This window comes from Spirochaetota bacterium (assembly GCA_034190085.1).
Lineage (GTDB): Bacteria > Spirochaetota > UBA4802 > UBA4802 > JAFGDQ01 > JAXHTS01.
The window spans coordinates 1-18161 of the sequence record JAXHTS010000012.1 but is presented as its reverse complement, the minus strand read 5'-3'; the positions used below and the strand labels follow the sequence as shown (position 1 = coordinate 18161).

The 18161-nt window shown below is 37.0% G+C and carries 16 protein-coding genes; 8 read left to right on the top strand and 8 right to left on the bottom strand.

What is annotated here, in order from left to right:
• The first annotated feature begins 10 nt into the window (after window positions 1–10).
• From SVZ03_02165 to SVZ03_02155, 3 genes are all read left to right on the top strand, one after another.
• Complete coding sequence (locus SVZ03_02165) at window positions 11–1174, top strand: acyl-CoA dehydrogenase family protein (protein ID MDY6933013.1); 1164 nt, start codon at window positions 11–13, stop codon at window positions 1172–1174.
• 313 nt (window positions 1175–1487) lie between these two features.
• Entirely contained in the window at window positions 1488–2669 is a 1182-nt protein-coding gene (locus tag SVZ03_02160) for an NADH:flavin oxidoreductase (GenBank protein ID MDY6933012.1), read from the top strand.
• A gap of 127 nt (window positions 2670–2796) precedes the next feature.
• A complete protein-coding gene (locus SVZ03_02155; GenBank protein MDY6933011.1) occupies window positions 2797–3630 on the top strand; it encodes a DUF169 domain-containing protein in 834 nt (277 codons plus the stop codon).
• A gap of 327 nt (window positions 3631–3957) precedes the next feature.
• Here the strand turns inward: SVZ03_02155 and SVZ03_02150 are convergent, their stop codons facing one another.
• From SVZ03_02150 to SVZ03_02130, 5 genes are all read right to left on the bottom strand, one after another.
• Window positions 3958–4728, bottom strand: a complete 771-nt coding sequence (locus SVZ03_02150) for an acyl-CoA dehydratase activase (protein ID MDY6933010.1) — start codon at window positions 4726–4728, stop codon at window positions 3958–3960.
• Window positions 4729–4806: 78 nt separating this feature from the next.
• A complete protein-coding gene (locus tag SVZ03_02145) occupies window positions 4807–6018 on the bottom strand; it encodes a 2-hydroxyacyl-CoA dehydratase family protein (GenBank protein ID MDY6933009.1) in 1212 nt (403 codons plus the stop codon).
• 51 nt (window positions 6019–6069) lie between these two features.
• Complete coding sequence (locus SVZ03_02140; GenBank protein MDY6933008.1) at window positions 6070–7131, bottom strand: 2-hydroxyacyl-CoA dehydratase family protein; 1062 nt, start codon at window positions 7129–7131, stop codon at window positions 6070–6072.
• 161 nt (window positions 7132–7292) lie between these two features.
• Window positions 7293–9671 carry an MMPL family transporter gene (locus SVZ03_02135; GenBank protein MDY6933007.1) on the bottom strand — a complete coding sequence of 793 codons (2379 nt, stop codon included), beginning with the start codon at window positions 9669–9671 and terminating at the stop codon, window positions 7293–7295.
• 80 nt (window positions 9672–9751) lie between these two features.
• Window positions 9752–10255, bottom strand: coding sequence for a hypothetical protein (locus SVZ03_02130; protein MDY6933006.1), 504 nt, complete (start codon window positions 10253–10255; stop codon window positions 9752–9754).
• A 434-nt stretch (window positions 10256–10689) separates the two neighbouring features.
• On the opposite strand from SVZ03_02130, the gene SVZ03_02125 reads away from it, so the two are divergent.
• The 5 genes from SVZ03_02125 (at window position 10690) to SVZ03_02105 (ending at window position 13839) form a co-directional block, all read left to right on the top strand.
• Window positions 10690–11130: a hypothetical protein gene (locus tag SVZ03_02125; protein ID MDY6933005.1), complete on the top strand. Its 441-nt coding sequence runs from the start codon at window positions 10690–10692 to the stop codon at window positions 11128–11130.
• A gap of 183 nt (window positions 11131–11313) precedes the next feature.
• Window positions 11314–12186 (top strand): LuxR C-terminal-related transcriptional regulator, encoded by an 873-nt coding sequence (locus tag SVZ03_02120; GenBank protein MDY6933004.1) that lies wholly within the window; start codon window positions 11314–11316, stop codon window positions 12184–12186.
• Window positions 12187–12321: 135 nt separating this feature from the next.
• A complete protein-coding gene (locus SVZ03_02115) occupies window positions 12322–12801 on the top strand; it encodes a (Fe-S)-binding protein (GenBank protein ID MDY6933003.1) in 480 nt (159 codons plus the stop codon).
• A 3-nt stretch (window positions 12802–12804) separates the two neighbouring features.
• Complete coding sequence (locus SVZ03_02110) at window positions 12805–13338, top strand: flavodoxin domain-containing protein (GenBank protein MDY6933002.1); 534 nt, start codon at window positions 12805–12807, stop codon at window positions 13336–13338.
• Window positions 13339–13380: 42 nt separating this feature from the next.
• Complete coding sequence (locus SVZ03_02105) at window positions 13381–13839, top strand: hypothetical protein (GenBank protein MDY6933001.1); 459 nt, start codon at window positions 13381–13383, stop codon at window positions 13837–13839.
• A 218-nt stretch (window positions 13840–14057) separates the two neighbouring features.
• On the opposite strand, the gene SVZ03_02100 is transcribed toward SVZ03_02105, so the two are convergent.
• The 3 genes from SVZ03_02100 to SVZ03_02090 form a co-directional block, all read right to left on the bottom strand.
• Window positions 14058–15800 carry a BTAD domain-containing putative transcriptional regulator gene (locus tag SVZ03_02100; protein ID MDY6933000.1) on the bottom strand — a complete coding sequence of 581 codons (1743 nt, stop codon included), beginning with the start codon at window positions 15798–15800 and terminating at the stop codon, window positions 14058–14060.
• Between the two features lie 405 nt (window positions 15801–16205).
• Window positions 16206–17024, bottom strand: a complete 819-nt coding sequence (locus SVZ03_02095) for a hypothetical protein (GenBank protein ID MDY6932999.1) — start codon at window positions 17022–17024, stop codon at window positions 16206–16208.
• A 3-nt stretch (window positions 17025–17027) separates the two neighbouring features.
• Entirely contained in the window at window positions 17028–17270 is a 243-nt protein-coding gene (locus tag SVZ03_02090) for a hypothetical protein (protein MDY6932998.1), read from the bottom strand.
• Between the last annotated feature and the right edge of the window lie 891 nt (window positions 17271–18161).

Genomic DNA, 18161 nt, shown 5'->3' with positions numbered 1-18161 from the left:
GGGTAATAAAATGGATTATAGTTTTTCAAAAGATCAAGAGATGATAAGAGAGACAGTAAGGAAGTTCTTGGAGAATGAATGTCCTAAAGAGAGGATACGAGAGTTGCGGAGTGATGAGAAGGGATATGATCCGGAAGTGTGGAAAAAGATGGTTGAATTGGGATGGATGGGAATTGTCTTGCCAGAAGAGTATGATGGAACAGGTGGGGAGTATCTTGATTTATTGGTTATATTAGAGGAGATGGGCAGAAATATTCTTCCTGCTCCCTTTTTTTCGACAGTAGCCCTCTGTGCTATGCCAATAGCAGAGTTTGGAACTAAGGAACAAAAGGAGGATATTCTTCCAAAGATAGGAGTAGAGGGTGAGATATGGACTTTCGCTCTGACTGAGACTTTAGCAAATTATGAGGCATCAGATGTTGAGCTTAGCGCTACTGAGCAGGGTGATGAGTATGTGCTTAATGGTACGAAGCTTTTTATCTCCTATGCGCATGTAGCGGATAAGTATCTTGTGGCAGCGCGGACAAGCAAGCAACAAAACCCTGAACAAGGGATAACAATATTCATTGTGGACGCAAAAAGCTCTGGCTTAAATGTAAATATAATGCCAACAGCTGCAAATGATAAACGCTGTGAGGTAATATTTAATAACGTCAAGGTCCCTAAGAGCAATATACTGGGAGAGAAGGACAAAGGATGGGATGTTGTTGAATATATTCTTCAGAATGCAACAGTTCTGAAATGTGCTGAGATGTCAGGTGGAGCTGAGGCTGTGCTTGAGTTGTCAAATCAGTATGCTAAGGAAAGGATTCAGTTTGATAATCCTATTGGTGCATATCAGGCTATACAGCATAGATTAGTAAATATGCTTATTGAAGTGGAGGGATTGAAATATCTTGTTTATGAGGCAGCCAGTCATATAAATGATGGTTCTCCATCAAAGATGCTCAATTCAATGGCTAAGACAAAGGCAAACAAGGCTTATCAGCGAGTTTGTCTTGATGGTGTTTCAATTCATGGAGCTATTGGATTCACTGACGAAATGGATATAGGACTTTATCATGTACGCACAAAGTCCTATGAATTTGATTTAGGTGGATCTGACCTGCATAGAGAAAGGGTTGCAAGTGAATTAGAGAAGTCGGAACTTCAATTCCTGAAAATGTGGGCATAATATTTTTACAGCCGCTTAAAAGTAATATCAGATATCATTCTCTCTCCCTTAGGAGGGAGGGGGAATGATAATGAATTTGAACCTGAAAGTCAATATAATACCACGTAATCCATAACCTCTATAGACATAATTCAACCAAGGGTGGCTTTTCGTAAAATGATATTTCAATTGACTTCTTTTAAATCAATATTAAATCCTTCCTTAAAATAAAATTAACTGAGTGATTATAATAATGAATTTAATATATTAGGTATAAGTTTCAATAGTATTGCTTAGCCTTCGATTTTTCTAAGCATAATAGAGAGGGATAATAATGTCTGTTTTATTTACTGAAGGAAGAATAGGAATATTGAGCATCAGTAACCGGTTTGTGCGCTCAGCAACAGCAGAATGTCTGGCTTCTGATGATGGTCGTATTACAGAAGAGTATCTCCGGGCCTATGAGCGATTAGCAAAAGGTGGGGTGGGTTTAATAATTAGCGGTAATATGTATATAAATGCTATAGGAAAAGCCATACCTAGAATGTTAGTTATAGATAAGGATGAGATGATAGATGATCTCAGCAAGGTTACCCAGATGGTACATCAACATGGGGCGAAAATAGTAGCTCAGTTGAATCATGGAGGTCGTCAGTGTGATTCAAAGGTTTTGGGAATCAAGACTATTGCGCCGTCTCCAGTTCGTTATAGACTTACCTTTGTTAAACCACGTGAGATGAGTGAGAATGAGATAGAGGAAACGATTGAATGTTTTGGTGAAGCTGCTCGTCGGGTTAAGGAAGCAGGATATGATGGTGTGCAGATACATGCTGCCCATGGATATTTGATTAATCAGTTCCTTTCTGGTTATACTAACAGGCGTAGTGATAGATGGGGTGGATCGCTTGAGAATCGTATGCGATTTCTAATTGCTGTTTATCATCGGATTCGATCGAAGGTTGGCACAGACTATCCAATCTTAATAAAACTGAATGCTGATGATTTTACTAAAGGTGGGGTAACACTGGTACAGTGTATTGGTATTTGCATGAAACTCGATGAGATTGGTATAAATGCGATTGAGGTAAGTGGCGGGATAGCTGAAAGGGGATTGCATATTATAAGGGGTGATTTGCCCATTGATATTGCCCTTCGTGATCGTAACATTATTGAACGCATCCTGATTCACTTATTGAAGGGATCAATACGTAAAGAATCGAGTTTTGAGGAGTCTTACTTTTTAACCTATGCTGCTGAAATCAAAAAGCATGTTGATGTGCCTGTTATTGCAGTGGGTGGGATGCGGCACCGCGAAACAATGGAGAGGGCTTTAAGGGATGGACAAGCGGATTATATTTCAATGTGCAGGCCATTTATTCGTCAGCCGAATCTTGTCAATTTATTGAAAAAGGATGATGGATATAGCATATCCTGTACAAATTGTAATCGTTGTACATTAGAGATCGCTTCTCATTATAATCCAATGAAATGCTATAATTCAAAATCATTTTCCTAGATGGGCTCCCAATACTTTTATATTATATCTTTTTATGGTGGAGATATACATTCATTATCACATGATGAGTGTCATATTGATCCTTTGTGACCTTGTGATATGAAAAATATAGTTTAAGGAGTAGCTAATGGATAATGAAGTAAAAGAGGGTATGCCGGATTTTCTAGATGTACTTGGATTAAATGAAGAACCTATGGGCGTATTCTACACAGATGTTCGTCCCATTGATGGTTTCTCTCCAGAGCCAGGAGACCTGCCCACGAAAGAAAAGGAAGATCGAAACGAGATTGACTGGATGGAAGTTTTTAGAAATTTTTCCTGTATTATCGCTAAAATATGGAAGGCCCGGAAGAGGAATACTGCTGCATGGTTTGATTGGGAGAGATTCGGATGTGCGGGAGGGGCTTTCTTCCTAGGCTATATGAAACCCCAAACTGAGACTGCAATTCATTTTGTTTCATCCGGAATTCCAGGTGTTATTGGTGGGGAGCTGTATGTATCATCACCAGATGAACTGCGTCGAATATTCGATTATATCGATCCTATACAAGCATCAGCAAGGTATTGTGTATTTAAACCCTTGAGCATGTTTGAATCCAATGAAACACCTGAACTTATCATCTTCTTTTGTCGTCCGGAAGTATTGGGAGGTCTTCATCAATTAGCGAGCTTTGTTACAAATGATCCAGAGGTTGTCCAGTCACCATGGGGCGCAGGATGTGCTAATCTGATCACATGGCCATTACGATATTTGTCCAATGGTCAGAACAAAGCAGTACTTGGTGGTTGGGATCCCTCTGCTAGAAGGTATTTTAAAACAGATGAGTTAACCCTAACAATACCCTATGAGATGCTAAATATGATGTTACAAAATTGGAAGACCTCTTTTCTAACAACTCATACCTGGCAGACAGTTAGGAAAAAGATAGCGCGTAGTAAACGGGTATGGAAGGAGGAATAGGAGAAGGATATATTAATATCAAGATATGTAAGAGATATAAAAAAACGAATAAGTCCAAAATTTCGAGTATAAAATTCCATACCTGCAGGAATCATAAAAGGGGATTTGGCAGTATTGTCGTAGTTAAAATAGAACAGCTTTTTGCTTGGTTTAAAATTTCATAGGCTTGTTATTCGCTATGAATATTATGTTCAAAATTACCATGGTATGGTATTAATTAGTTGCATAATTAACTTTCTCAGAGCATTTTTGAGATAGGTTCTAATTGACATGCTATGAAGTTGATGGTCTTCATGAAAAGTCCTCCTCATTTGAACCATCTCGCGATTATTTGCTTATCATCCCGATTAAAGCCACGCCAATAGCTCCGGTTACTTGGGCATATTTAGACACCTCAATGGATTCACCAATTTTATTCTCAACCGCTTTCACAAGACCCTTATTCTTTGCCACACCTCCGGTCATCATTATAGGGGCTTTCAAACCAATACGATTCGCCATAGAAGCAATCCTTGCTGCAACTGATTCGTGTATTCCCGCTATTATATCCTCTCTTTGTGCACCCTTTGAGAGGAATGATATCACCTCTGATTCCGCAAAAACCGTACAAATGTTGCTAATTGCTGCGGGATTATCTGCTAGGATGGATAGATCGCAAAAGTCTTTAAGGTCTACCTCAAGCGCTCTTGCTATCACTTCCAGGAATCTACCGGAGCCGGCAGCGCATTTATCATTCATGACAAAGTCCTTTACACTACCTCTGGCATCTATAATCATTGCCTTAGAGTCCTGTCCTCCGATATCAATTATTGTACGAATTTTTGGATTAAGATAATGCGCTCCCGTTGCATGACAGGTTATCTCGGTTACAACTCTTTCTGAAAATGTCACACTATTTCTACCGTAACCAGTTGCCACAACACATTCTATTGACGAAGATTGAAATTCCAGTTCGGATAGAATCCCTTCGCACACATTTTCTCCTGCCTTTTGGGCGTTGTATCCTGTCATAATAACCTTTGTGGAGAGAATCTCTCCATCTCTAATAACTGCTGCCTTGGTAGTTATAGAACCAACATCTATGCCTACTGTAATCATTTTCATATCCCTAATTTGAAACTCTTCTGTATATAATGAGTTTCGAGTTGCCTGTTATACTTTAAACCCATTGCTAACTTAATCACTATGGCTTTTGAGCATTTCAATAAACGTAGAGAGTTTGTTCAAAGTCTGTTCCGGAAAGTAATTCCGTTCATCCGACATGTCGCCATCAAGGTTCAAGAGTGGGACGCTCTTATTTTTGAGGGCATCACTAATAAGACGCAATGAGCCATTTTCATGATAGCAGGCCGGAGTTGTGAAATGGATTGCGCCATCTACTATATACTCCTCTGCAAGACGTATGATATTTTCGACCCTTCTTTCAGCCCTTCCCACATGAGGATTCTGAAGCGATTTAAACGCGAGCGCTTCAAATGGATTGCTCTCATCAATCTCAGACCACCAGACCATGGTCGCTTCTGCTGTTGGCACACTTACATGGTTCTCTTTCAGGGTTGTGAATATATTAGTGGTTTGAGCCGGCACCCAGGGAAACCAGAGAACTCTATGGCTTTCCGAAAACAACTTCCCATTGTCGATCCTATCCCTCATTTCCCGAATGAGCATTTGATTGATTTCATCCCTGATGGGAGATCCTTGAAATATGGATCCACCAAGTCCCACCATACAAGCCAGATATCCATCCCAGGGACAGGGTTTTGTCTTCATAAGCTCATTAACATCCTGTGAGGATGACCTTGCGCGATTTGACCAACGGATAGCTTCCTTCAACCTATCCATATCTAACTTTTTACTGGTTATATTCTCCAGCATAGATGCTATCTCCTTCAATTGCGAAGTAACGTATTTTATTGAGGATGGACTGATTTCGTTCGGCACGTCAAATAGTATGCTTCCCTTACCATGATGCTTCGCTACTACCTCATTCCTTTTTGCTTTTCCGTGGCAATAATAGCTTGATGTAATATAAAGATCTCCTTTCGGAAGCATGTCTTGATACATGCAGCCGATTATCACTCTATCAAAGGAACATATGTTTCTGGAATAACCCACATTTTCCGACTTGACCATAATTGATGAACCTTCCCCCTGCATTACAATTGGAAGGTTGTTGCAGGCCATTTCAAAATCAAAGGGAACCACATCAAAGGCCCACAGAAGCTCCATGGGGAATGCATATGCTGATACATAGACAACTCGTCTGTCTTTATCAAATGCGCTCAGGAATGTAGAGAACATCTCTTTGGCAAAATAATCAAAACCACGAGGTCTTTCCTTTAACCTCTGTTCCAGGTTTGTAATCATATTTTGAAAACTGGTTTCCATTTTTTTTTACTCCTCCTGCCTTAATAGACCTTTTAAAATCGTTGGGCTGAATTAATCTCTAATCATCTCCACGAATGCTTCCACTCTTGTCCTTATTCGGCCTGTGTCAGATATGATATAATCATTCTCAAGCTCCAGAAGCGGTAGCTGGCTATTCTTCGAAAATCTTTCAATCTCTGGAGCCTCATATTGACCGTAATCACAGAACTTGATATAGCTATATATAATTCCATCAATTGAATAATCCTGACAAAGTTTTTTTAGACGCTCTGTTCTTGTGTCAAAACCCGGCATCCTGTAACATGGTGGTTTGAGCAAATATCTCCGCGCCAGGCTTTTAATCGGATCACGATCTTTTTCAACAAGATCTGAGTAATGCTTCAGGCCATAACACGTATCAAATGCAACGACAGATGCCCCCGCATCTTCTATCAGGTTAAAAAGAGTTAGTTTGCCACCCTCGTTTCCTAAAACCAGTATCCGTGTAAGCTTATCCTCTGGATTACTTGAGTTAATTGATTGTTCTATAAATTCTCTCAGTTTTATTGTTCCTTCTTCCTTCAGCCCAGTTGTCTCGTCCAGGCATAGGGCCATGAGTTTGCTCCCTTTATGAGGCGACGGAACCTCTTTCTGCTTTTCGAATATCTCCATAATCGTTTCCTTGTGGTCATTCATTATAGATATGGCTTTATCCAATTTGTCGTTGGAAATATTGACCGCAAAGACCTCCTCCAACCTCCCTTTCAGATCAAGAAGCTGGTCTGAAAGGTATTCTATTCCATTCCCATCTCGATTCTTCGGAATCTCTAACATGTATGAGAAGGGTGTCTCAACGTATTGTGTCCACAGGTCATACAGCCGTCGCATCCCATCGCATGAGTTAGCGAAGATGATTCCCTCTAAGTTACTAAATTTTCCCCTGAGACCGGTATCCAGAATATGTTTAATGTATGGGCAGAAATTTGAAAACAGATATGAATCCGCCTCCTTAATTGTTTCAACCTGCCCCTGTAGACGCACGGGTTCCAGACCCGCTGCGATTATTAGCTCTTCAGGGACGTATGAGCAGAACCAGCCAATCTGGGGTTTAGCATTTTCTTTGTCTATGTTCATGATTACTCTCTCCTTAGTTTTATCCTTGTGCATGACAACACTACTACTTAATCATCTAACATACAGATGCTTTGCAGATTTTTTGCTTTTGATCGAATGAAAGATTAGCTTGTTTTGTATTCATAACCTGCAAGCCTCCATGTTATTACTTTTCTATTTGATCAAGTGCTCTCATGCTCGTCTTCTGCAACCGGATTAAATTCTTTTCCAAATGGCTTAATTAGAAGTATTAAAGCTGGAGTTACAAAGAAATCTGCCAACAAGGCGAGGAAAATACACATTGATGTTAACATGCCAAAATATTTAGTATTATCGATTTGGGAAAACGATAAAATAATAAAGCCACTAACTAGGATGATTGTAGTTAGAGTAATAGCATGTCCCACATCTTTTATTGCAATATCCAGTGCCTTTTCATAATTCCCTAATCGATCAAATTCCATTTTATAACGTGAAATGAGGTGTATTGTGTCATCGACTGAAATGCTAATTGCTATACTGGCAAGGAATGACCTACCATAATCAAGCCAAATCCCGGCTATACCCATAAAACCAAGGGTAATTAGAATTGGGAATATATTTGGAATCAATGAGATAAATCCTACCTTTACAGATAGGAAAATAAATATCATCAGTACTGAGATAATAGCAAAGGCAATCATAAAAGAATTCCTCGCTGTATTTCCAATATAGCGCATTGTCTCGAGTTGTAAAAAAGAACCTCCAGTAACATTGTAGCTGTAACTTGACGGTTTAACTGATTCAATAAATTCCACTAAATCATCATAAAAACTTTTAGCATTTGTTGACTCAGTAGCTTTCACATAAATAGTAAGTCTGGCTGTAGCAATATCTGCGGATACAAGTTTTTCTAATTCTTCACCTCCGGAAATCTCATAGAGCAATATGTACTGAGAAACCTCATCATCTGAAGAGGGAATCTTGTAAAATGTCTTATCATTATTATGCAAAGCTCGATTGACATCTTTTATAATATCCACTACAGAAGTGGTCTTCTTTACAAGATGTTTCTTTGAATCTGCAAAGTTCTGGATCTTTTCCAGCGTTTGAATAAATTCATACGTTTTTACTCCTTCCTTTTTGTTGGAGTGGAGTAGAATTTCAAAATTATCTGATCCACCCATGATTTTATCTATAAATTTATAGTCCCGAACCACTTTCATATTATCACCCAATAATTCTAACCATGATGAGTTGACCTGAAGTTTAGTTATACCATAGATAGCAATTATACTAATAATAGCAGAGACTATTAAGACTATTACGAAATTTTTCTTGTTAATATGTGCTATATACATCAATATTCGATCTAGATATCCATGACTCGAAGTATTTGTAATTCTTTGTATTTTCTTTTCAGATCTTTCTCCGAAAAATGAAATAATCACCAACAAAATTGTAAAAGACATTATAAACGCAGCTATAACACCGACGAAAATAAACCAACCATAATCACGAATGGCACGGATGGGAGATGTCGTTATAGAAAAAAAGCCTACGGCAGTCGTGAGGGAGGTAAATAGACATGGAAACCATAACATTCTTATTGAATTAAGGATGGAAGTTCGATTGTCATATCCAGCTATTAGATTATTTCTATATTCACTCATTATATGAACAGAGTCTGCAACTCCAACTGCAAGCAAAAGAGGTATAACCATACCAAATAGTACTGTTATTGGGAAATCATTTAGTCCCATAAAACCTAAAACTATACATAATGCTGAAGCTATAACCAATACAGGTCCAATGATAGCCTTCACCTGACGAAAAAGTACAAACAACAGAATAACAATTACAGCAAAAGAAAGCATTGTGGTAGCAGGTCTCTCTTCTCTCATGACTCTATGAAATTCATAATTGATAATAGGAGACCCGACAGGCCAGAATTCAAAATCATCATAATCCGGTTTAGATAGTATACTACTCAATTCCCTTCCGATTTTTACATGGTATGCAGGATCATCCTCAGGTTTATCTTCAAATTCACAAAGAATAGCTGCAAAATCCGCGTTACTTGTGACATATGCATTGACATATAATGGCTTATCGAGAAGTTTTTGTTTGAGCAAATCTGCTTCTTTTTGGCTGGATGGAAAATCTTCCATTAAATCATAAACCTTAATATCTCCAACATTGTTGCCTTCTATAAACTCAATATTGGTAACTGCATTAACCCTTTCAACATATGGTACTTTCTCAATATCCTCAATTAGTCTTTTAATTTTACTCAACTCCCCTAAATCAAATATCCCATGCTTGGCTCTATATATTATATATATAAACTCGTCATTACCATATTCTTCCTGAAATTTCTCGTAATAGACAAATGATAGATCATCAGCTTGAAAATATGCTTTTAAAGATGTGTCTATCCGTAAATTAAATGATAATACAACTGACCCTATCACCATTATAAGACAAATTATAATAACTATTAAGCGATGATCAATTACCCATTCAGAGAATATAATAAATCTCTCATTAAATAGCTCTATATACTTAGCTTTTTTACTCATGATCTTACCTTCGTCTTCTCTATATATATATTGAGTATACAAGAGTTACATGGATAACCCAATATCTATATATGCTTATTTCACCATTTAAATTTCACAAAGGTTTCACAAGATCCATTGCAGTTGTTCGTATTCTTCTCCGCTATCACTTCTCCATCAATACCCAGGCCTTCAAGCCATCCCTGAGCTTTTATTTTACCCGCACATTGATGAATGTCCTTAGTTCCTGCTTCACTCGTCATTTTATGAACATGACATTCATAGAAGTAGGATCTGAAAGTATTTTGATCGACGATTTCAAACTCATACTTCTGCATATCAGGTACAGTGATATCGAATAGAAGGTCCATAATTGCTTTAAAATCCTCAATATTCTTGATTTCTCCACATCCAGTCTCCTCCTTCAATAGCTTCATTTCTGTTTTCCCAATGGATTTGGCTACTGCCAGATTTACTTTTGTGGCACCGTTAAAATCATATTCGACCATAGATTTTAGAAACCATCTCCCATCCAATAGTACCAACAAGTTCTTAAGAATTTTTTCTCTCTGTTCAGTTGTAAGGCTTACTTGTTTTGTGCACATAATTAACAAACCTCCTCTTTTATTCTCGCTGGGATCAATTCCCAAATTTATGAAAAGCATTTCAATATTGATAATATACAAATCACCAATCGATTTCTAATCGATTCCTAATCGATTTTAGGGGAAAATAAAAAAAAGTATGACAGGTTAATAAAAAAATGCAAAAAAGTTAGGATTGATCAGAATTTTATGTGAAGGATATTTATTATCTCTTTGGGCAATAAGGGGAAAAATATTAATAGATGTGCTGGTAAATATGAGTAGAGTAACCTTCTCTCCTTCTGGCAAATCAAGGATTTCGAGTATCTATTCATTATATTGTCAGTAGTACTGAATTAGTGAAAAATAGATAGACAGCAAATCTATTATTACTTATAATACGCCTTGAATAATAGGCCATATTTTTAGATAATATTGAATAAATGGTGAATCATATGTTAAATAAGGTTGTAAAGATACTCTTAGCGGTTACTTGTATATTAAATATATTTATCTCCTTTGATTATGCAATAGCAAAAGATATCCCTTTTACACTTGAGGATAGAGATAGGTTAATTAAAATAGAAACAACCTTAAAAGAATTTAAAGAATCTGTTGATAAGCGCTTTGAGTCTGTTGATAAACGTTTCGAGTCTATTGATAAGCGTTTTAATGAGTTGATAAATATTTTTATTGGAATGGTTGCTGCCTTTGCAGGGATTGTTGCAGTTACTATTGGTTTTGCCATCTGGGACAGAAGAACAACACTCTCGCCTATAAAGAATGAGAATTCAAGAATTAGGGAAAGAGAAGAGATGCTGGAAAGAGTTCTAAAAGAATATGCAAAAGATAATACAAAGATGAGAACTATTTTACAAAAAGTCGGTTTATTATAAATACCCATTTTTGCTATATCTGGTATAATCACACGCTCATTGAAAAGTATTCCAGTCCCTTTGCAATGAAGTTATATGCAAAAAGCTCTTGCCAAATTTAAGAATACTCGCCTTCCGTGACTCCTTGAAAATAAATAAAAGGCGAAAACTTTCATAACACAATGGAGTAAGGAATAAGAATATATGGCCATAACTAATCAAATATTTATTAAGCGATATAAAGACCTGTCTCTGCTACCCTGTGGTCCATTGCTCGAAAGCTTAAAGCGGGTGGCCCATTTTAAGATGGATAATGATATTTCACAGTTATTCCCGTACATCAACGCAATTATTGAAGATGCTGAATATTATGAAAAACCTATATATATAAGATTTATATTTAATGAACGTCTATGCGCTCTCTATCCGGATAACGTTGCAATCAGCTCTTTTGAGAACCGAGAACAGGCTCACCAATTTATTAAGCGTCTGATTGATTTTCTTAATGAGCTTTATTCAATGAGGAGTTCTATCAAGCCGGACTATAAAAGGAAGAGATATATTCCTATTCTTGATATCTTCAGGTTGCTTCCGGGAACAAATTGTAAGGAATGTGGATTCCTAACGTGCATTGCATTTGCCGCTGCCCTGAGTAAAGGAGAAGTCGATCATGATAGATGCCAAGCACTAAGTAACCCAATAACAGAGACAGCTCTGTATCCTCTTTTTGATAATGATGGTAATTTGATCTCAACAATTGCCATTGATATTGATACCAATAAAAGAAAGGATATGCTTAAGAAGCGGAAAGAATATATCGAAAGCCTGGAGGGAAAGGTTTTAAGAATTACTGAAAAAATAAGAAATAAAAACAATAAAGCTCAAATTAACCTGACCGCACGGGAGGTTGAGGTGCTTCGCCTCGTGGCTGAAGGATTTACAAATACCGAAATCTCTACCCTCTTATCAATTAGCCCGCATACCGTAAAGAGCCATGTGCTCCATATATTCAACAAGACTGGCGTGAATGATCGAACCCAGGCATCTGTCTGGGCGATCCGTCATGAAATCTTCTGATTTTATCTGATTATCTAAAAAAATCATAAAAAAATATGTCGTATCCCCCAAATGGGTGATTTCAAGTTTCTGTCTATAGTATATATTTATATTACATTGTGAATGCAATATAAATAATAAGGAAGAGGTTTTCAAATGATTAAAGATTATACAAATTTTTCGATGGAAGCTCCAGGATGCCATCCCGGAACTTCAGTATTTCGCGCTCATTTTAAACTGGATACTGATGTTAGTTCACTTTTCCCTTACATCAATGCAGTGGCTGAAAAAGCGAAATATTATAAAAGCCCACACTATATTCAATTTTTATTAAAAGGTATAGATTGTGCGTTATATGCAGATGAAGTGATCGCAAGAGTTTTTGAAAATCGAGAGCAAGCTCTTGTCTTTTTCGATCATATAAAGGGCTTTATAAATGATATTGAATCAAATAAGGAATCGATCACACCTAATTATAAAAAACAAGAATATATTCCTGTACTGGAAATCCTAAAGTGTCTCCCTAAATCGAATTGTAAAGAATGCGGATTTCCCACATGCATGGCATTTGCAGATGCTGTCAGCAAAGGGGATGCAGCTTATGAAAGATGCCCAAAATACGAAAGGAAGGAATAACAGATGAAAGCAATTGTTATATACTGGTCTAATAGTGGAAATACTGAAAAGGTAGCAAAGTCAATAAAAGAAGGGCTTGATGATGCAGGGGCGAATGTTGAACTGATGAAATCGGATGAAGCCGATGGAATCGATTTTTTGGATTATGATTTGGTCTGTGTCGGTAGTCCTTCATACCAATGGTTGCCTCCCAAACCAATGCAATCATTTTTGAATAACAAATTTAGTGAGTATCATAAATTGGGGCGCATACAATTAGCAGCTCCGGAAATGCCTAGAAAGTATGCTCTGATCTTTTGTACATATTCTGGCCCGCATACAGGAATAAACGAAGCAATTCCTGTTGGTAAATATGTAGGTCAGTTTTTCGATCATCTGGGTTTTAAAATTCTGGATGAATGGTATATTTTAAGCGAGTTTCATGGCTCAGTAGAAATGAGTACCAAAGGTAGGATGGGTGATATCAGAGGTAAACCCAATGAAGTAGATTTAGACAAAATAAAACAGAATATAGCTAACCTTGTTAGAGGGATATAGATATTTCATTTCTCATTTTACTATTTTATTTAAGGATAAAAAATGAAAAATAAAGTGAATAGTATCACTAATATCATTAGCTGTAATATTCAACAATATAATTATATTATTATTCTTTTAATAGCAATGCTAACAACTTTTCTATCCTATTATTTCACAAAACAGGAACAAAACAATAATTATGATGTTTTTTTTGAGAATGATGATCCAGCTATCCAGCTATATCAGAAATTTAAAAAAACTTATGGAAATGGAGACTTGGTAGCAATTGTTTTTAAAGAGGATAATATCTTCACCAAAGATAATATAAAAATAATTAGAAAAATAACAAATGCTATAAAAAATATCGATGGTGTACAGACTATTAATAAAATACCTACGAAAGATTGGAATGTTTTCAGTAAACAAGTATGGTGTAATTATGGGTATTCAGATTATCTTGTATCAAAACGATATATTCGGCTTCAGGATAATGCTGACGAAGCTGGTCTAAATTGGTAGTGAGTTTTTCGGCAAATCCAATATGATGTAAACGCTGCGTCGCTTCGCTCCTTGGCCTTCGGCACATTTGCCTCCGTTTCACTACGGCAAATGTCGTTTACATCGAGCCCGGTGAAGAGAATTAGAAGAATTGGCCGAGAATTTCCGTGAAAGGCATTCATTGATTGTGTAGTATCATAATTTGATGTCGTGATACTATAAATTCATTTAGCTTATATTCATAATACCAATTCTCGATACAATTCAACAGTCTCATCACTTAACGAATAATCAAGTTCCTTCTTTATATTCTCTTTACATCTCTCAAAGGTCTTATTAACCATGGCTGTATTGCCGGTGAGTGAATAAAAATTCATCAACTGTTGATATATATTTTCTTCGCAATTGTCAACATCCAGATACTTATTGGCATATTCGATACATTTTGTATAGTCCCTTTTTTCATTATAGTATCCAATGATTTTCTCTAATAATCTCATATATTTCTCTCTCAGGCTATCCCTCTCGTTCATGCTCCACTCAACAAAGAGGTCTTCTTCTAAAAAATTTCCCTGATACAGAGCCTCGGCCTTCATGTAATGTAATATCGACTGTTCCGTATTTTTCTCCTCCTTTACGGCCATTCTTAATTCACTTCTGAATTCATCAACATCAACCCACCCCTCCTCTCCAGGATTGAGCTGATATGAGTCCTCCTCCCTCATGATATATGAGGACAAAGCTCCTCTAGTGATTTCCGGTTCTATGGTTTTTCGGAGTGAATAAAGCGCATCATGGAGCCGCTTGCGCGACTTTGCAGGATCTTCCTCAGGCCATAGCAACTCCATCAATATCTCCCTCGATATAAAGCCCCGGGAGCGGGAGAAGAGGAGATACTTAAAAAGCATCTTTGCTTTTTTACTCTTCCACCTCTCCGGGGGTATCTCTTCCTCTCCCCTGAACACACGGAATTTCCCCAGACTGAAGACCGTAATCGAAGGAGGTGGCGCACTTTTAATATATTCAGAGATGTCTGAGGTTGCTTTCTTTATTAGCGGGTTTGTGTTATTTTGCAATAAGGCTAATTCCTTTAGAGCATGATAACTAATCTTTGAAAATATCCCTTCTATATAATCTTTCATTTTCCCAGCAGCATAAATCTCAATAAGCAGAGGGATTATCCAGTGTTTTTCAGAAACGATCCATGCTTCGTATTGATTAGCCTTGCTGAGCTGGAGACCTGCCTGTAATTTATTCAGGGCATGTCCCTTCTCTTTCTGTTCCCAATAAAACCGAGCCCAGGAGAAATATATCATACTGAGGCCAAACTTTGAATTCTTCAGAAGTTTTTCGGCTTCATTCATCAGGGGCCGGGCATCTCTATAAAGCCTTTTTTCAAGTAATAACCTGACTAAACTCCATTTCAGCAATCCCTCGATTAACGGCAATGTCAGACCCTTTATTGCCTTTAAACCTGACCTGGCGCACTCCTCTGCTGCTAAGGGATTCCCGGACTTTACATAGGCATAGCAAAGTGCGTAATAGGTATGTGCCTGGCCTCTCCGTTCCCCCATATCCTGAAAAATTTTCAAACTCTCATTGCCATACTTTATCGCATCTGATATCTTTCCCATTGCCGCTGCGTTTAGACATGAAACCATCAGAAGATTGGCATAATTAATATTTTTCAACTCCCTCTCTTTAACCAGCTCTACACCTCTCGTTGCATTCTCCATGCCTTCTGAAAAAAGACCCAGATAGAAACATGAATGTGAAATCAACAAATAATCTAAAGCAAGGAAGTTATAGGTCTGCATATTTTTATATATCTCTTTAGCCTGTTCTCCCAACTTTCGCGCTCTCATAAAATCACCGGAACGGAGAAACATACAACCCTGATTGAAATAGATCCATGCATTTAACTCCTTATTGTTTAATCCATTTAATATAAGCCCATGCCTTTTCCGAGTATTTATTTGCAACAGTCATCTTCCCTAAAAAAAATGAAATATGTATTAAATATCCTAAAATATCAATATATAGGTGAGGAATATTTTTAACATGCTCGAGCAATTCTTTGAGGTTCTTTTCTGAGCTTTTAAAATCACCATTAAGATAATAATTGTATCCCAGGGCCTTCAGGCACATGCCAATATCCTTTGGAGGCTCATGTTTCCGAAAAACTTTGAGAGCAACTTTATAAGCCTGTATTGCTCTATCTGTCTTATAATAATATTCCAGTACCCGGGTTTGAGTTAATTTAATCTAGGGTTCATTTTTTAGAAAGCTATCTGGTATTCTTTCAATGTATGAATTGATCAGTTGCAAACGGCCTTCTTTAATAAGCTCTTCACTACCCATCATACTCAGCAACTTACATGCCTCTTCTATATGTTCCCCTTTATGCAATGTCGAAGAGCCTTCTCGTATTCTCCCTGCTTTTCCCAGAGTACTGCTGCATTTTTATGGAGCTTTAGGACCTCCTCTCGTATAAGTTCATTATGAAGTCGCCTGTGCAGAAAGTCCTGAAATAGATGATGACAGTAATACCAAACTCTGTCTTCATCAAAGGGGAGGGTGAAGAGATGATCCTCTTCAATATATTTTAGAATATCCTCTAAATTGCTTATTCCCAGAAGTTGATTACAAAAAACTGCATTGATACAGGATAGGATTGAGGTTTTAATCATAAAATTCTTTATTTCATTCGAGTGCATTTTATAAACATTTTCTTCCAGATAGTCCGATATTATCCGTTGCGATCCTTTGAGTTTATATAATAATTCATCAATCTCCTTCGGATTTTTCCATTTTAAAGAATGATAAAAAAGGATTAAGCCTGAGACCCAACCATCTGTCTTCTGGTTAAGTATCTTCAGGCTTTCTTCATGTAAAGGGATATCAAACAACTGCAAATAGAACTGTTGGACTTTTGGGAGTGTAAAGCTAAGATCAGCTTCTCTGATATCGAGCACCTCTCTTCTTGCTCTGAATTTAGAGAGAGATAAACCCGGGTCGCTACGGCTGATAATAACAAGATGAACCTCGAGAGGTTGATTCTCAAGAAAAAATTCTAAGGATTCATTTATCTCCTGACTATCCTTTATAAGGTGATAATCATCAAGTACAATAATAAGGTTTTTTCTTAGGACCTTCTCTATCTCGCTAAAAAAAACCGTAAGGATTGCCTCACGTTCTCTATTCAAAATTTAAGAATCTTCTATTTTTTGATGTGTTTCAATCCCAAATTCGGGAAAATACTTCCCTATTCCGGCAATCAAATAACTAAGAAAGGTTATAAAATTTTTATCTGATTTATCGAGCCGATACCATACTGTATTAACTTTGGAATACATGCAAGCTTGAGCTATCAATGTAGTCTTGCCAAAACCCGCTCCTGCAACTACATTAGTAATTTTCTTATTCGGGATTTCATCAAGCAGGGGACGCAATCTCTCTCTCTCATTATTGCGTTAGATGGCAGTAGTGGGGTAAGTTTTGATTTTAATATCTGAGTTTGTTGATTCATATTATCTTCTCGCCGGTCAGTCCGAGGTTAATCTGTAGTGTATGAATATATCGAATTATTAAATTATATCGTTTGGCATTCCGGCCGGAGTGCCGGAATCTTCTGGTTTTCAGAAGGTTATAGAATCTTTCATTCGCAGAGCCTACCCCCACTGAATACAGTGGAATGACATCAGAAATGATATTTTCGATAATTTAAGACATCACCGGTTGATAAGATCCCTTTCTGTGAAAAAATACGATGATATTGTGATTTGTTTGATATGAATAATAATCAATAAGGTCAATGGAATTTATATGATTTTTAGTAGTTTTAAAATTTTTTTTGAAATACAAAAGGAAAGAGAAGAAAATGTAACAAAAATTTGATAAGAGTCATGATATCTCAATACAGCAGCCAATTCTAAGAAGGAGCAATAAATCGTTGAAACAGTAAGCTCATTTTTTCTCATCAAAACATAACTCACTCTTTTTTTGGTAAGCTTAATCCTTAATCAACAAATTTTTAGTTCCTACGATCCCTTCTGGGAGGAGATTTTTCATAATCATTTAACTCTATAAATACAAAAAAATGGAACCTTTCTGCAATAAACAGGTTCTAATTTACAATATTTACAATAGTAAATCAGACAAAATAATTTGTATCTATCTAAAAAAAGCTACTCAATTGGTTTGAGCTTTAGTATATAATGGAATATATGCTGACTAAGAGAATTACACCCATACTAGAAATAATAATAATCCTGATGCTAATCTCCTCATGTGCGGTTTTCAGCCCAAAGGAGAGGACTGAGAGCTTCCTCAATCTTCCTGAT

Excerpts from the sequence above, each read along its gene's own strand:
- SVZ03_02165 (MDY6933013.1), top strand. The coding sequence starts at position 11 with ATGGATTATAGTTTTTCAAAAGATCAAGAGATGATAAGAGAGACAGTA.
- SVZ03_02160 (MDY6933012.1), top strand. The coding sequence starts at position 1,488 with ATGTCTGTTTTATTTACTGAAGGAAGAATAGGAATATTGAGCATCAGT.
- SVZ03_02155 (MDY6933011.1), top strand. The coding sequence starts at position 2,797 with ATGGATAATGAAGTAAAAGAGGGTATGCCGGATTTTCTAGATGTACTT.
- SVZ03_02150 (MDY6933010.1), bottom strand. The coding sequence starts at position 4,728 with ATGATTACAGTAGGCATAGATGTTGGTTCTATAACTACCAAGGCAGCA.
- SVZ03_02145 (MDY6933009.1), bottom strand. The coding sequence starts at position 6,018 with ATGGAAACCAGTTTTCAAAATATGATTACAAACCTGGAACAGAGGTTA.
- SVZ03_02140 (MDY6933008.1), bottom strand. The coding sequence starts at position 7,131 with ATGAACATAGACAAAGAAAATGCTAAACCCCAGATTGGCTGGTTCTGC.
- SVZ03_02135 (MDY6933007.1), bottom strand. The coding sequence starts at position 9,671 with ATGAGTAAAAAAGCTAAGTATATAGAGCTATTTAATGAGAGATTTATT.
- SVZ03_02130 (MDY6933006.1), bottom strand. The coding sequence starts at position 10,255 with ATGTGCACAAAACAAGTAAGCCTTACAACTGAACAGAGAGAAAAAATT.
- SVZ03_02125 (MDY6933005.1), top strand. The coding sequence starts at position 10,690 with ATGTTAAATAAGGTTGTAAAGATACTCTTAGCGGTTACTTGTATATTA.
- SVZ03_02120 (MDY6933004.1), top strand. The coding sequence starts at position 11,314 with ATGGCCATAACTAATCAAATATTTATTAAGCGATATAAAGACCTGTCT.
- SVZ03_02115 (MDY6933003.1), top strand. The coding sequence starts at position 12,322 with ATGATTAAAGATTATACAAATTTTTCGATGGAAGCTCCAGGATGCCAT.
- SVZ03_02110 (MDY6933002.1), top strand. The coding sequence starts at position 12,805 with ATGAAAGCAATTGTTATATACTGGTCTAATAGTGGAAATACTGAAAAG.
- SVZ03_02105 (MDY6933001.1), top strand. The coding sequence starts at position 13,381 with ATGAAAAATAAAGTGAATAGTATCACTAATATCATTAGCTGTAATATT.